Source organism: Bartonella sp. CL70QHWL (assembly GCF_042194855.1).
Classification (GTDB): domain Bacteria; phylum Pseudomonadota; class Alphaproteobacteria; order Rhizobiales; family Rhizobiaceae; genus Bartonella.
The window spans coordinates 19,588-33,787 of record NZ_JBHINJ010000014.1 but is presented as its reverse complement, the minus strand read 5'-3'; the positions used below and the strand labels follow the sequence as shown (position 1 = coordinate 33,787).

Below are 14,200 nucleotides of genomic sequence, written 5' to 3'. Positions count from 1 at the left end.
TTATCTACTGTTTTGGATTTTTGTGAAGGTTTGGTCTTTTCTCGTTATTGAAGGTGTGGAGATATCAAAAACAGTTTCGCGTATTGAGATTGTACCAGTGAATGCAAAAAATAGTGAACCGGAGAAGTGTGATACTTCGATAACTGAGGCTTGAAGAAGGCGCTGTGATGTTTGGGCATTTACTGGAGAGCAGAATATTTTGGTGGGAGATATTTGGGCTTCCTACGTGGAGACACCGGATTTTATGGGCGATGACAGAGGGGCGTGTGCTGAAGAGGTGATACTCGAGAGGTACAATGCTTAGGGGGCGTGATGTTATCTACTGTTTTGGATTTTTGTGAAGGTTTGGTCTTTTCTCGTTATTGAAGGTGTGGAGATATCAAAAACAGTTTTGCGTATTGAGATTGTACCAGTGAATGCAAAAAATAGCGAACCGGAGAAGTGTGATACCTCGATAACGGAGGCTTGTGATATTGAAAAATGTTAGGCTGAGGTGGGTGATGTGGGGTGATGTCTTGGAAGGAGGCTGCTTTGGTGATTGCCTATCTTGAGGGAATTGAAGCGGAGGCTATCGTGCTTGTGGGCGCTCGTGATACTGGAAGGGGCTTTGGTGAATGATGCCGTAAGGGCCCGTGTGCTGGAGGGGATTTGGTGAATGATGCCGTAAGGGCCCGTGTGCTGGAGGGGATTTGGTGCAGGGTATTTGTGTGGTGGATATGGAACAGTGTTTTGATAGGTGAGGGCATGAAACTTGAGAGAAGTGTTATGCTTGCGGGATACATGTGTTTTGGTGGGGGTATCTTGGGGGATAGACAAGTGTGAGGATTGGTGATGCTTGAGAGGGCATGATATTGGAGGATATTGGGCTTTGGATATGCCCGAGAGCTATGTGCTGAGGCTATGATTTGGGTGGGGGATACCGTGCTTGTGGTTGGGGGATGACAGGCGCGGTGTTTGAGGGGCGGTGATGGGGGAAAATAGGGACCCCTTGGAGATAATGATCTTTGGGGGGGATAGGGACTTTGGGGCGCATAGGTGTGGTCAAGGGGATCTCATGCAAAAAAGTGAAATTTATTGAATATTAGGATGAAGGAAGGTAAAGCGCTGCTTTTGAGAAGGGCGTTTTTCGTTCAATTGCTCTTTTCGTTCAATTGCTCTGGGATAATTAAACTTGGGATAAGCAAAAGAGTGAAGCGCAATTATTGCTAAAATATGAAAATTTATAATGACAACTGTTCAGAAAATTTCTCAAAAAATTGAGCAGAATACGGCTCAAGTGGCTCTTATTCCAAAGCTTATTCCTGTCTTTACTGGAAATGCCGATGTGCGAGCCGCTTGGGGAGGACGCGGTTCTGGAAAAACACGTTCTTTTGCTTTGATGTCGGCTGTTGTGGGATATCGCCATGGAATGGCTGGAGAACGCGGGATTATTCTTTGTGCACGGCAATTTCAAAATTCTCTTAATGAAAGTTCTTTGGAAGAAATTAAACGCGCTATCGAAGCTTATCCTTTTTTACAAGACTATTATGAAATCGGTGATAAATATATTAAGTCAAAAGATGGACGGATTGTCTATGTGTTTGCTGGGCTTGATCGCAATATCGCAAGTATTAAATCAATGGGGCGCGTTTTCCTTTGTTGGGTCGATGAAGCAGAGCCCGTGACTGAGACTGCTTGGCAAACACTTATTCCAACTTTGCGCGAAGAAGGAAAAGATTGGAATGCAGAATTATGGGTCACATGGAACCCGTGCCATGAAAATGCAGCCGTGGAAAAACGTTTCCGAAATGTCGATAATCCTCATATCAAAGGGGTGGAAATCAATTGGCGTGATAATCCGCAATTTCCTGAAAAACTCAATCGTGATCGAATGGACGATTTGCAGCAAAGACCAGAGCAGTATAACCATATTTGGGAAGGCGAATATCTCCAAGCTGTCCAAGGGGCTTATTATCAGAAATGTCTTCTCGAAGCCGAAATGGAAGGGCGGATTACCACTGTTCCACGTGATCCTTTGATGCAGGTGAGAATCTTTTGGGATATCGGGGGAACAGGCGCAAAGGCTGATGCTACCGCATTGTGGGTCGCGCAGTTTGTTGGACGGGAAATCCGAGTGCTCGATTATTATGAAGCCCAAGGTCAACCTCTCTCAGAACATGTGGGGTGGGTCTTTCAAAGGGGATATGAAAAGGCTCTTATGGTTTTGCCTCATGATGGCGCAACAAAAGATCGTGTCTATAATGTGAGTTTTGAAAGTGCCCTTCAACAAGCCGGTTTTCAAACCAAAATAATTCCTAACCAAGGAACAGGCGCTGTGAAAATGCGTATCGAAGCCGTAAGGCGGTTGTTTCCTGCACTATGGTTTAATCGTGAAACGACATGTGCGGGCAGAAAAGCGCTTGCTTGGTATCATGAAAAGCGCGACGAACAGCGCAATATCGGACTAGGCGCTGAACATGATTGGGCAAGCCATGGGGCCGATGCCTTTGGACTGATGTGTGTGGCTTATGAACAGCCAAATGCTAGAGCGCGAAAAAAACCTTATCGCTCGTTTCACCATTCTCAAACTTCATGGATGGCTTTTTAATGAATAGTTCTACAGATTCTTCTTTTAATCAAATCGAAACGCTTGAAAATCAAGCTCTCTTTAAAAAACTCGTGGGTTGGTATCAGGATGATATTGATCATGTCGAAAAATGGCGAAAAAATGCCCAAGAAGATTACGATTTTTATAATGGACGGCAATGGAATGAGCAAGACTTGGCTGTCTTGCACGAACAAAACAGACCGGTTATGACTTTTAACCGTATTGCGCCTTTAATTAATGCCGTGATTGGGGCTGAGCGCAATAATAAAAGGCAAGTGCAATTTATTCCACGACAAGAAGGAGCTGCCTTTGCAAACCAGATTTTGACAGGGGCGGCTGAGTGGTTTCGTGATGAAGCTGATGGGGAATACGAAGATTCCGATGCCTTTCAAGATGCAATTATTTGCGGAATGGGCTGGACAGATACACGCCTTGATTATGAACAAGATCCGCAAGGAAAACCAATCATTGCACGTTTAGACCCGATGAAAATGGTGTGGGATGCAAGTGCTGTCAAGCCTAATCTCATTGATGCACAACGCTTATGGTATATTGATGAAAAACCCCTTGCTGTGGCGCAGGAAATGTTTCCCCATGTTCATTGGAGTGACCTTAATGCTGATTGGGTTAAACATCAGAGTTTTTTACATTCAACCAGCGATGGGATGACACAAAGTTATCAGTCCGAGAGGGGGTATCAAGGAGAAGAGGGGAGTGGTTATCAACGTCCTAAAATGGTGACATTGGTAGAATGTCGCTGGTTTGAACGCGAGGTGGTTTATAAAGTTCTCGAGCCTCTAAGTGGAAAGTTTGTCGATTATTCAGAGCAGGATTTCCAAAATTTAAGCAAAACCTTTCCTCATGTTCAAGCAACAAGGTTGAACAGAAAAATTGTCAAACGGGCATTTTTAGGTAGAAAGCTGCTTGAAGCGCCTGATAAGCCTTTGGTTCCACCCAATCAATTGGGATGGGAGTGTATTACCGGTACTTTTGATAAGTTAAGCCGGCAATTTTATGGAATTGTGCGCCCTACAAAAGATCCGCAACGGTGGGCAAACAAATATTTTAGTCAAGTGATGCATTTGCTCAATAGCCAATCAAAAGGCGGAATTATGGCAGAGCGCGATGCTTTTGATGATGATCGACAAGCCCTCGAGAGTTGGGCTAGAGCCGATAGTATTACTTGGTTGAAAAGTGGGGCGGTGTCTGGGGGAAGAATCCAGCCTAAACCCATGGCACAATTTCCGCAAGGTTTTTTCCAATTGTTTAATGAAGCAAAGAGCGCACTCGAACAGGTGACGGGGTTGTCTTCTGAATTTATTGGAACGCGAGCTGTCAATCAGCCTGGCATTCTTGAGCAACAACGGCGACAATCGTCACTTAATCTTTTGGCTTCCTTTTTTGATGGGTTGCGTCGATATCGGCAACGACAGGGAAAAATTATTCTCTATCTTATTCAAAATTATCTGTCCGATGGGCGGTTGGTGCGTATTGCTGGTGATGAAAATGCCCAGTATGTGCCGCTGACACGCGAAATGGTGACAAGTTTGGAATATGATATTGTCGTGGATGATGCACCAACAAGTCTTAATGAAAAAGAGCGTACTTTTGCACTGATCATGCAATTGCTGCCTTTGATGCAAAATTTTACAACGCCTGAGATTATGCTCGATCTCTTACGCTATTCGCCTTTACCGGCTTCACTTATTCATAAAATTGCGATAAAGGCGCAAAACTCTTTTCAAGAAGAGCAAAATGCCTCAGCGCAGATGGGGGATAATGTGGGGACAGAGCAGATAATGCAGATGTTGCAGACAGCAAAGGCTCAACAATAGGGTGCTTTGTCATGCGTGACTTCTGATAAACGCCATATATCATAAATTGCTTATCGATTTTCGTAGTGCATGGGCTCCCTTTTCTTAAAAGACCTGTTTTGTAGGGCAGTGTTGTTGGGAAAAGTAGGGTGGAGAGGGAGTTTTGCTGTCATGTGGGGTGAACATGGTGGGGAATGGTGGGCGCAGAATGGGCTTATCGATTTTCGTAGTGCATGGGCTCCCTTTTCTTAAAAGACCTGTTTTATAGGGCAGGACTGTTGGGAAAAGTAGGGTGGAGAGGGAGGCTTGCCGTCATGTGGGGTGAACATGGTGGGGAATGCTGGTGCTAAATGATGAGAGAGCATTGAGGGGATAAGTGCTTATGGGGCTGTTTTATCTGAAAAATTTTATTTTATTGTTAAAAAAAAGAGAAGGCTAATGTCATGGATCAAGAACACTTAACGCCGGCAGAACAAAACCAATTGAAACAAGATTTTCTGGTCTCAACACAAGAGGGAGAAAATGGTGAAATTGGAAGAGAAGAAAAAACTCTTGAAGATAATTTTCAAGGGCAAATGCTTCAACAACAGGACTCTTCGCAAAAAGCTGGAAAAGAGGTTCAAGGGGGCGAAGATGCTGCGCCAGATCCGCAAAAAGACTTTATGGGCTATATGCAATGGTTGGGAAAAACACTCCAAAAACAAGGGCTTGTACATGAAAAACAACAACCTTCTCTTGCTCGCGAAGCAGAACAGTTGCATGCGTTTTTTCAGCAGTCTGTTGCCAGTGTTAAACAAAAGCATCATGATTTTGATCAAGCAGCTGATTTTATTTATGAAACACGGGCTAAACAATTGGCAGCTTGTGCTTTGCTCTATCCTGAGATGGCAGATCCCAAAAATATTGATGCGTTGATTGGTGATGAATTGAAGCAGATCTTGCGCGATTGTGCGCAAAAAAATCAAAATCCGGCTGAAGTGATTTACTCTATTGCACAAAAAATTGGCTACACAAATGTTCCCAATAACATGGGTGAAAATTTACAGGAAAGACACAATTCTGCACGTACTCTTGCTGCTTATAACGGCTTGACGCCAAATGGGCCGATTTCTTTGGATATGCTTGATAAAATGTCAGAAGCAGAGTTTAGCGCTTGGGTTTCTGATCCTAAAAATAAAGCCGCTTTTAATCGTTTAATGGGGGGAAGAGAATTTTAAAAACAAGAATGTGGCAGGTGTTTTTTTCGGGAACGTTAAGAGGCTTTTGGCGCAGAAGAATGCGGGGGAGTGTTTTTTGCGGGAATGTTAAGAGGCTTTTAGCGCAGGAGAATGCGGGGGAGTGTTTTTTGCGGGAACGTTAAGAGGCTTTTAGCGCAGGAGAATGCGGGGGAGTGTTTTTTTCGGGAACGTTAAGAGGCTTTTGGCGCAGGAGAATGCGGGGGAGTGTTTTTTTCGGGAACGTTAAGAGGCTTTTAGCGCAGGAGAATGCGGGGGAGTGTTTTTTGCGGGAACGTTAAGAGGCTTTTAGCGCAGGAGAATGCGGGGGGATTTCTCACAGCACGGATGTGGTGAGGAGAGCTCTTATAAGGGGGAGGCAGACGCTAACAGAAATTAGATAAAACTCACAAACAACCTATTCACCATTTGAAATGAAATGTGGTGTTTTAACAACCGGCGCTTTGCCGGGTTTTTTATGTCAATAAAACTTTTAGAGGACAAAATGACTGTAACTTATATCGGACTTAATGACCCAATGGCAGTGCGCACATGGTCTAAATTACTAAACCAAGAAGTCTCAAAAGCACTTCCGATTGCACCGTTGATTGGAAATGATTCAAACAGTATCGTACAATTAAAAGATGAAACCACGAAAGCAAGTGGGGATGCTATTAGCTTTAATTTGCGTGTGCAGTTGCTAGGCGATGGGGTGAGTGAAGGGCAGACATTGGAAGGCAATGAAGAAGCTTTACAGTTTCTCAATGATCGCTTGGCAATTAATGAACTCGTTCATGCTGTGCGTGTCAAAAATGAGGGAACGATTGATCAACAACGAATTCTCCATGATTTGCGCACCGAGGCAAAAAATGGTTTGGTTGATTGGTATGCAGATCGTCTGAGTATGATGTTCTTCATTCAAGTGTGTGGTTATACCGCAAAAACAATTAACTTTGAAGGACGCACGATTACCCTTAAACCTGTTCATTATGGGTTTAATGCGCCAACGGCACCAACCAATAAACGCGTGGTACGTCCTAACGATAAAGCAAAAGATGAGGACTTACAAGAAGGCGATTTTTTTGATCTCAGCTTGATTGATAAAGCTGTCGAACGGGCTAAATTGGCAAATCCTAAAATTAGACCCGTGCGGATCGATGGGGAAAATGTCTATGTGCTTTATCTACATCCAACCCAAGTGACGCAATTGCGAACCAATACAGATGCGGGGCAATGGCTCGACATTACTAAGGCAATCTATAGTGGAAGTCGTATCAAAAATCCGCTCTATGATGGATCTTTGGGCATGTATAATGGTGTGGTTTTGCGCGAAGCTGAACATATTACCGAAGGGGTCGAATCTGGGGCGGCAAATAAAGCTGTACCAAATGTGCGTCGTGCTGTTCTGCTTGGTGCGCAGAGTGCTGTAATTGCTTTTGGTAAAGATCGAGGGGCGACACGCTATAAATTGGTGGAAGAACTCTTCGACTATGAAAGAGAATTCGGGGTTGCGGCAAAAACCATTATTGGTATGAAAAAAACTTGCTTTACCTTGCCAGGAAGTACGCAAGGGGCTCAGGATTTTGGCACTATCGTCATCCCAACTTATGGAGCACCCGCTTAAAGCGAATGTTTGCTAACTTCCCCCAACAAGAGGGATCTGTTGGGGGAAAATTTAAAATGCTTCCAGAAACAAGGACAGGCTTATGACCACTTTATCCACTGATCCCAAAAATCTAAACCTTACACATTCAGACCATTCTAAAACTTTTGCTTATATGGTTGCGCTTATTCAAGATGAAATTGACGATACAACAGCGGAATATTCTCTGCAAATTCAAGATTCAATTTTTACGGCTTTGCGTTTGTGTGAACGCGAACCCTTTTTCTTTAATGAAAAAAGAGAAAGGACGTTTAAAACACAAAGTGGTAAAACATGGTATGGGCAAGAAGAGGGGGTTTTTATTGAATCAGAAAAGAGTTTGAAGAGCGTCTTTTTAGCAACAAAGAATGCAACACCAACAAAGTTGTTCTTTAAGCCCTTGGAAGTGTTGCATCAACAATATGGTATGCATCCTGCGCTAGGAACGCCATTCTTTTATACGTGCCTTGATCAAAAAATAGGACTCTTTCCAACACCAGAACATGTGGAAACTGTACAGCTTTCTTATGCTCCTGTTCATTTTGCTGATGAACAGCTGCAAGAGGATGATAACCCTTGGTTGATTTATGCTTTTGATCTTATTAAAGCACGGGCAAAATATGAACTTTATAAAAATATCCTTAAAGATCCTGAATATGCCGCCGTTTCTTTCAGAGATTTTCAAGAACAGCTTCAAGCTTTGCGCATTGAAACATCGCGCCGAAAAGGTTCTTCAAAGATTCGCCCAATGCGTTTTTAAAAAGTTCATTTCAAATCGTTTATGGCTGGTGTTGAAGGTTGGTTTGGCACTGGTGGCTGGTTTGTCACTTATGGCTGGATTTGCGCGTTGGGTGTTGATGGTGAAGGGCTGGTGGATGGCGTTGGGGTGGCCATTATTTATGGTATCGTTTTTTTTGGTGCTTTAAACAATCTAAGGTTGTTTATTTTGTTGAATTTTATGCCTTTAGAGTTTTAAGGGCTTTTGTGGTTTCAATTAATAAGCCTTGGTGTTTTAGAATGATACTGGGCTCTTCAAAGATTTTATGGAGAGTTCTAGGGCTCTTTTCCCAGTCATTGGGGGCCGAGCAGTTGATTTTGGTTTGGCGCTGGTGGATGGCGTTGGGGTGGCCATTATTTATGGTATCGTTTTTTTTGGTGCTTTAAACAATCTAAGGTTGTTTATTTTGTTGAATTTTATGCCTTTAGAGTTTTAAGGGCTTTTGTGGTTTTTTATCAATAAGCCTTGGTGTTTTGAATGGCACTGGGCTCTTCAAAGATTTTATGGGGGTCTTGATGGCTTTTTTCCCAATCGCTGATTATCGACCCGATGTGGCGGATATCAATGGAATTTTTACCGATGAACTTGTTAATGTGCTCCCGGCGGATGGCTCCTATATCCCTATGCCAAGTTTTGAACCTTTATCAGAGCCTTGTCCGGAGCCAATCTTAGGCACTCTTGCGGTTAAAACAAAAAATGGGGTTTCTATTATTGTCGGGACAAGAGATAAAATCTACTTACTTGATAATACAACAATGAACTGGAAAGATATTAGCCAAAAAGGAAAATCTTATCTGGCTAATGTTGATGCTCCGTGGTCTTTTGCTTTGTTTGGTGATTTTATCATTGCTGTGAATGCCAATGATAAACCACAAGTGATTGATATTAATCATGATAAAACATTTAGAAATTTAGGAGGAAATCCACCACAGGCAGGGATTGTTCGAATCTGGGGAGATTTCGTTTGTTTGATGAAATTAACTGAGTATCCAAGACGGGTTCATTGGTCTGGATTAAATGATGCTGAATTTTGGACCGTGGGAAAAAAAAGTTGTGATTATCAAGATTTTCCTGATGGCGGATTCGTCCAAGGGGCAACGGAGACAACAAATCCAATTATCTTTATGCGTTCTGCAATCTATGCTGGTTCTTTTATTCCTGGCTCTAAGATTATTTTTAGTTTCCAAAAAATCCACGATAAACGAGGCGCAAAAAATGCTGAATCAATTGTTTGTAGAGGCGATTTAGCATTCTTTGCCGATGAGGGCGGGTTTTATCAAATAACAAATGAGGGACAGATTATACCCATTGGGTTCGAAAAAGTCGATCGAACGATGACCGCAAAATCAAGGAAGGATAATCTGTACACTCTGTCTGCTGCTATCGATGGGGTGTATAATCGTGTTTATTGGATGGTTGATTCTGATGAGAACCTTCATAAACGTATCTTGCTCATTTATGATTGGGGATTGCAAAAATGGACAAAAGCTCTCGTCGATATCAAAATGATATTGCCTATTTTCTTAGCAGGAACAACCCTAGAAGGTCTTGATTTTGTGACTAAGAATATTGACGATTTGTCCTTTTCTCTCGATAGTAAAGCTTGGAAAAATGAATCGCCTATTCTGGGGGCATTTGATCAACAGGGGAGACTGGGTTCGTTTTCTGGGGGTCCTATGGCTTGTGTCGTGACATCACAAGAAATGGGGCAGACAAATGGCATGATAACACGGGTGAAAAATATTATGCCTCAAGTCAATAGTGGAAAGTTTTATTTGTCTGTGGGAATGCGCTTTCGACAATCTCTTGAAGAGGAAACTGTTTGGTTGCCAGAAAAACAGCCCTCTTATAATACTGGACAAATTCACTGTCGTGCAAGGGCACGGTTTTATCGCTTTAAATTGCGTATTCCTGAAGGGGTGAATTGGACTCATGTCACTGGATTTGATGTGGAATTGACGCGGGCCGGCATGCGATAGGCATGCCCTTTTGTAATACCATGCGATAGGCTCAATCCTCTATTATTAAAGAACAAATGCCCCATAGGCTTCCCAAACCTTTATAAACAAAGGCACAATGCGATAAGCTGTGTCTTTATAATATGAAGAACAAGGTGGTGCGTTATGTTTCATGCTTTTCTGCGATAAAGGAAAATAGGCTGCACCATGGTTTATTTTTATAAAGAAAAAAGTTCCCTCTTTGTTGTGACAAAGGGATAATGGGGCTTTTTTTCTTTTATTGTGCGGGGGGCATGGAATGCGTGAAATGCGTAGACGGAATGTTATTTGAGGGGAGATGAGTGACAAAGCTAAAAGAGCTAAAATTATGATACAAGAGAGTCAAGATTTATATTCTGCTCATCTGACAGAGCAGTGGCCATGGGAAAAAATAGCTCCCTATCAAGAGGCTCTCAATGCTGCATTGAAAAAATATGTTCAGCGCTTTCCGGATGATGTTTGTCTGGAAAAAATTGCTGAAGAAATCGCTACAGGACAAGCACAATTGTGGCTGGTCTTAAAAAATAAAATCCAATTTAGTGCTTTTGCAATTACCAAAGTTGAAATAACCCATACGGGAAAAAAATGCGTCGTTCTCTCTGATCTTGCTGGAGAGGGAGGGCTGAAATTGGTCAAATTGATTGATGAAGTCGAAAAATGGGCGCGAACAATTAATGCTGAAGAAATGCACATGTTTGGAAGAACTGGATGGGCGAAAAAGCTCGCTCATCACGGATATTCTCGTAATCTTATTCAATATAGAAAGGTTCTGAACCCATGAGTAGAAAAACCACACCTCAAGTGCAGACAACAACACAAACAAATGCTCCACCTGCTTGGGCGGCTGATATTCTTAAACAAGCCAGTGCTGATGCACTTGGACTTTATAATAAAGGAATTGGCGGAAACGTTTATCAGGGAGACAGAGTCGCTGGTCTTAGCAATATGACAAAAAATGCGCTGACCGGTTTACAACAAGCAGCAGGGCTCTATAACAATCCAACGGTAACGCAATGGTTGAATGCACCAACCAACAGCGCTACAAATCTTTCCGGTATGGCTAAGGGAAGCTGGATTGGAAGCAATAGTAAATTTAATACTGCATTGCAAAATGCTCTGAATAAAACGTCCGATGCAATTAATCAATCGATGTCGGGAGCAGGACGTTATGGCTCTGGGGCTCATACTGGTGTGCTGGCCGATGAGTTAGGCGCCTTGGCAACAAATGCTGCAGCACAGCAATATAATCAAGATATTAACAATATGATGAATGCAAACCAGATGATTGATCGCTCTCAGAATGATCAAGTTAATGCGGCAAATAGCTATTATCAAGGACAGAGTAACGTGCAAAGCAATGCTTTGAAAGGGGGCATGATTCAAGATATAAACCGCCAAAATGTCTTAGATGCTGAACGCCAAAAATGGTCAGAAAAAGATAATCAAGATTGGAACCGATTGCAAAGCTTGTTACAGGTAGGGACACAGGCTGCTGGAAATTACGGAACGACTTCCGGAAAATCCACGACAATGCCTTCTGTGACAAAAGATCCATTGCGTGATGTGCAGCAAGTACTTGGATTGGTCGGAGGAATTTTAGGGCTTTGTGATGTGAGAGCAAAAGAAAATATTATCCCGGTGGGGCAGAAAAAGGGATATCCACTTTATACCTTTAATTATAAGGGAAATCCACAACGTTATCAGGGCGTTATGGCGCAAGACGTGTTGCGTGTGAACCCTGAAGCTGTTTATGTCAATGCGAAAACAAAGTTATTGCATGTTGATTATGACAAAATAGGCCTGAAAATGGAAAAAATGAAAATGGAGAAAATACCGGCATCTAAAAATAAAATTGCGGCTTTCTTTTCTTCATTTTTTGCTCGTTTTCCCTTTTTGAATAAAGAGTATCTTCTATGAGCTCGATTTATGATTGGTCAATTGTTGCATCAGAAAATGCTTATGTCGACGAGAATATAAACTGGGCAGAAGGGCAACCGCCAAGCACAGTCAATGATAGTGCTCGCGCTATGATGCAACGCATCAAAGAATATTTGTTGGATAATGGGGGCGTGATTGAAACACAGTTTACTGTCGAAGTGAAAAATGAGAGAACGTCACTTCGTTTGGCAACAAAGTCTTTTTTTGAGACTTATATGGATGGCATTGTTGTGCGCTTTAAAGCACAAGGCGTCAACAGAGGAATAACAAATATTTCTTTAAATCAATTGCCGCCAAGACCAACTTATATGGCAACGCCAGAGGGTATTATGCCTTTAAAGGGCGGGGAAATTCAAAAAGGGGGGCTTTATGAGATCGTCTATACGCGTGATATTGCCGGAAAAAATGCTGATGGCTGGTTTTTAACCAATCCTACTATAAAACTTCCTGAAATTCCGCCCTTTCCTCCTTTGCCTGAAACTTTTTCTTCTGGATTTATCGGGACTTTTGCTACAGAAAAAATACCCTCTGGATGGTTACTGTGTGATGGTAAAGAATATTCGCGAAGGAACTATGCTAATCTCTTTGCTGTTCTGGGAGAAACATGGGGAAAAGGAGACGGGAGAACAACATTCAATGTTCCCGATTTGCGTGGAATGTTTTTACGGGGGCTCGATAGTGGAAAAGAAATTGATAAAGGACGTCGCTTGGGAAGCCGACAAGAAGAGTCTTTTCAATCCCATACCCATGAGGGAAAAACAGATTCAACAGGTAACCACCAGCATAGTTATCCAATGTTTGACAAGCTAGTTTGGGATATGAATCACGGTGAATATTATAAAAATCTGGCTCAAGTTTACAATAAAGATCGGTTAACGAAGGCTGCGGGAGAGCATGAACATAAGGTCTTGTTGCAAAAAACAGGGGGGGATGAAACACGCCCCGTCAATATGGCGGTGGTTTATGCTGTCAAAGCCTGAGAATGAAAGCTGTGTGAGAGAAAGATAAAAATGCTAAAATGTTTGTTATGAAAAAAAGTCTTATTGAATATATTGTGCAGAAAGTTTTGAGGCGCTTTAGAAAAAACTTAACTCTCTTTATTTTTTGTGCTGCCTTTGTTGGATGTCTAAAGGTCAGTTTGCCTATTGTTCTTTAGAGGATCAAGACAGTGATTATTGAAGGTAGAGGGAGAACAAAAAAACTTTCTTTATTCATGGCGTTTTTTACTGAGGAATAAAGATTTTATCCCAAATGCCTCTCTCTTGTGGTGTCGTGATCCATTATTTCAAGTGCTGGGTTTAAAGCGCTGCTGTGCGATGACAAAAAACCCATGGGTAAAATTTATCCTATTATACCGTAAAACACCGTCATTAAAACACTATTATTGAAGGTGGTTATATCAGTAAGATAGCTTAAAGTATTTAATACATTAGCAATTGTTTAGAGAAGGATTTGCTTGGTTAAGTATTATGCAAGTGAATCATATAAGTGAGCAGCAGACGGAATCCTTTCAGAAGAGTTGGATTGTTTACAAACCGATGTGGGCTAAAATCTTCGTCCTTTTAGGTGGTGGAAAGAGGTCAACGGATATGTTTATTTAAAGCGAGAAAAGGCAAAATGGAGCGCTTTCTTTTTTGGCAAAGCGTGTAGGAAAAAAGGGCTCTTTGTTTTCAAAATGGGTGCACTGTTGGCAAGAGCAGCAGGTTGGCGATGCGTTGTAGTACATGGTGAGGCATTGAACCCTCTGAGATGGCATTTTGTGCTTATCAGGCAACTTCTTGAAACGGGATGAGAGTGATACGAGAAAATCTATAAGACAATAGTTTATCCCGTTGTGTTGTAAAATACCATTGTTTGAGATGCGGTTAAAATTTTATGCATGGGGTGTTTTTCGTCTGTGTGTATTCCTAAAGCAGCGTTTTTTTGTAGAGTAACTCTGGACAGGGGATACATTACAAGGATGCATTTGCAGGGGGAAGCCAAGTCAAATCTGTTAGATAAGAAGCCAGATTGTTTACAAACCATTGTTTATTGATTGCCATTATTTAAAGACCGGTGTGGGCTTTGTCCTTTTGGGGAAAGCTGACACAGCGTGCAAGGTGACATGCATTTCTCTTTGGTTTCAGGTGATAAAATCAACATTTTAGGTGGAAAACAGAATATAATCTAAAAAAATACCTTGTAAAAATTTTTGATGAGGAAATTTTTTTCAAAAGCTTTTCATATGATT

General features: G+C 42.0%; 12 protein-coding genes. All 12 read left to right on the top strand.

Annotated features, from left to right (window positions below; translation table 11 throughout):
- Positions 1-337 precede the first annotated feature (337 nt).
- The 12 genes from ACFIJZ_RS07155 (at position 338) to ACFIJZ_RS07100 (ending at position 12,950) form a co-directional block, all read left to right on the top strand.
- Entirely contained in the window at positions 338-487 is a 150-nt protein-coding gene (locus ACFIJZ_RS07155; protein WP_375631417.1) for a hypothetical protein, read from the top strand.
- A gap of 738 nt (positions 488-1,225) precedes the next feature.
- Positions 1,226-2,587, top strand: a complete 1,362-nt coding sequence (locus ACFIJZ_RS07150) for a PBSX family phage terminase large subunit (RefSeq protein WP_273791300.1) — start codon at positions 1,226-1,228, stop codon at positions 2,585-2,587.
- Positions 2,572-4,422, top strand: coding sequence for a portal protein (locus ACFIJZ_RS07145; RefSeq protein WP_375631416.1), 1,851 nt, complete (start codon positions 2,572-2,574; stop codon positions 4,420-4,422). Before ACFIJZ_RS07150 ends, ACFIJZ_RS07145 begins: the two co-directional genes overlap by 16 nt.
- A gap of 422 nt (positions 4,423-4,844) precedes the next feature.
- Positions 4,845-5,618 carry a hypothetical protein gene (locus ACFIJZ_RS07140; protein ID WP_375631415.1) on the top strand — a complete coding sequence of 258 codons (774 nt, stop codon included), beginning with the start codon at positions 4,845-4,847 and terminating at the stop codon, positions 5,616-5,618.
- Positions 5,619-6,120: 502 nt separating this feature from the next.
- Positions 6,121-7,239: a N4-gp56 family major capsid protein gene (locus ACFIJZ_RS07135; protein WP_375631414.1), complete on the top strand. Its 1,119-nt coding sequence runs from the start codon at positions 6,121-6,123 to the stop codon at positions 7,237-7,239.
- Between the two features lie 82 nt (positions 7,240-7,321).
- Complete coding sequence (locus ACFIJZ_RS07130) at positions 7,322-8,017, top strand: hypothetical protein (protein ID WP_375631413.1); 696 nt, start codon at positions 7,322-7,324, stop codon at positions 8,015-8,017.
- A gap of 21 nt (positions 8,018-8,038) precedes the next feature.
- The gene (locus tag ACFIJZ_RS07125) at positions 8,039-8,233 is read left to right on the top strand and encodes a hypothetical protein (RefSeq protein WP_375631412.1); all 195 of its coding nucleotides are present in this window, start codon (positions 8,039-8,041) and stop codon (positions 8,231-8,233) included.
- Positions 8,234-8,300: 67 nt separating this feature from the next.
- A complete protein-coding gene (locus tag ACFIJZ_RS07120; RefSeq protein WP_375631411.1) occupies positions 8,301-8,471 on the top strand; it encodes a hypothetical protein in 171 nt (56 codons plus the stop codon).
- Positions 8,472-8,550: 79 nt separating this feature from the next.
- The gene (locus ACFIJZ_RS07115) at positions 8,551-10,014 is read left to right on the top strand and encodes a hypothetical protein (RefSeq protein ID WP_273791307.1); all 1,464 of its coding nucleotides are present in this window, start codon (positions 8,551-8,553) and stop codon (positions 10,012-10,014) included.
- A 316-nt stretch (positions 10,015-10,330) separates the two neighbouring features.
- On the top strand, positions 10,331-10,813 hold the full coding sequence (locus ACFIJZ_RS07110; RefSeq protein WP_273791308.1) for a hypothetical protein: 483 nt from the start codon (positions 10,331-10,333) through the stop codon (positions 10,811-10,813).
- Positions 10,810-11,949: a tail fiber domain-containing protein gene (locus tag ACFIJZ_RS07105; protein WP_375631410.1), complete on the top strand. Its 1,140-nt coding sequence runs from the start codon at positions 10,810-10,812 to the stop codon at positions 11,947-11,949. Before ACFIJZ_RS07110 ends, ACFIJZ_RS07105 begins: the two co-directional genes overlap by 4 nt.
- A complete protein-coding gene (locus ACFIJZ_RS07100) occupies positions 11,946-12,950 on the top strand; it encodes a phage tail protein (RefSeq protein WP_375631409.1) in 1,005 nt (334 codons plus the stop codon). The genes ACFIJZ_RS07105 and ACFIJZ_RS07100 overlap by 4 nt, the downstream gene beginning before the upstream one ends.
- The last annotated feature ends 1,250 nt before the right edge of the window (positions 12,951-14,200 follow it).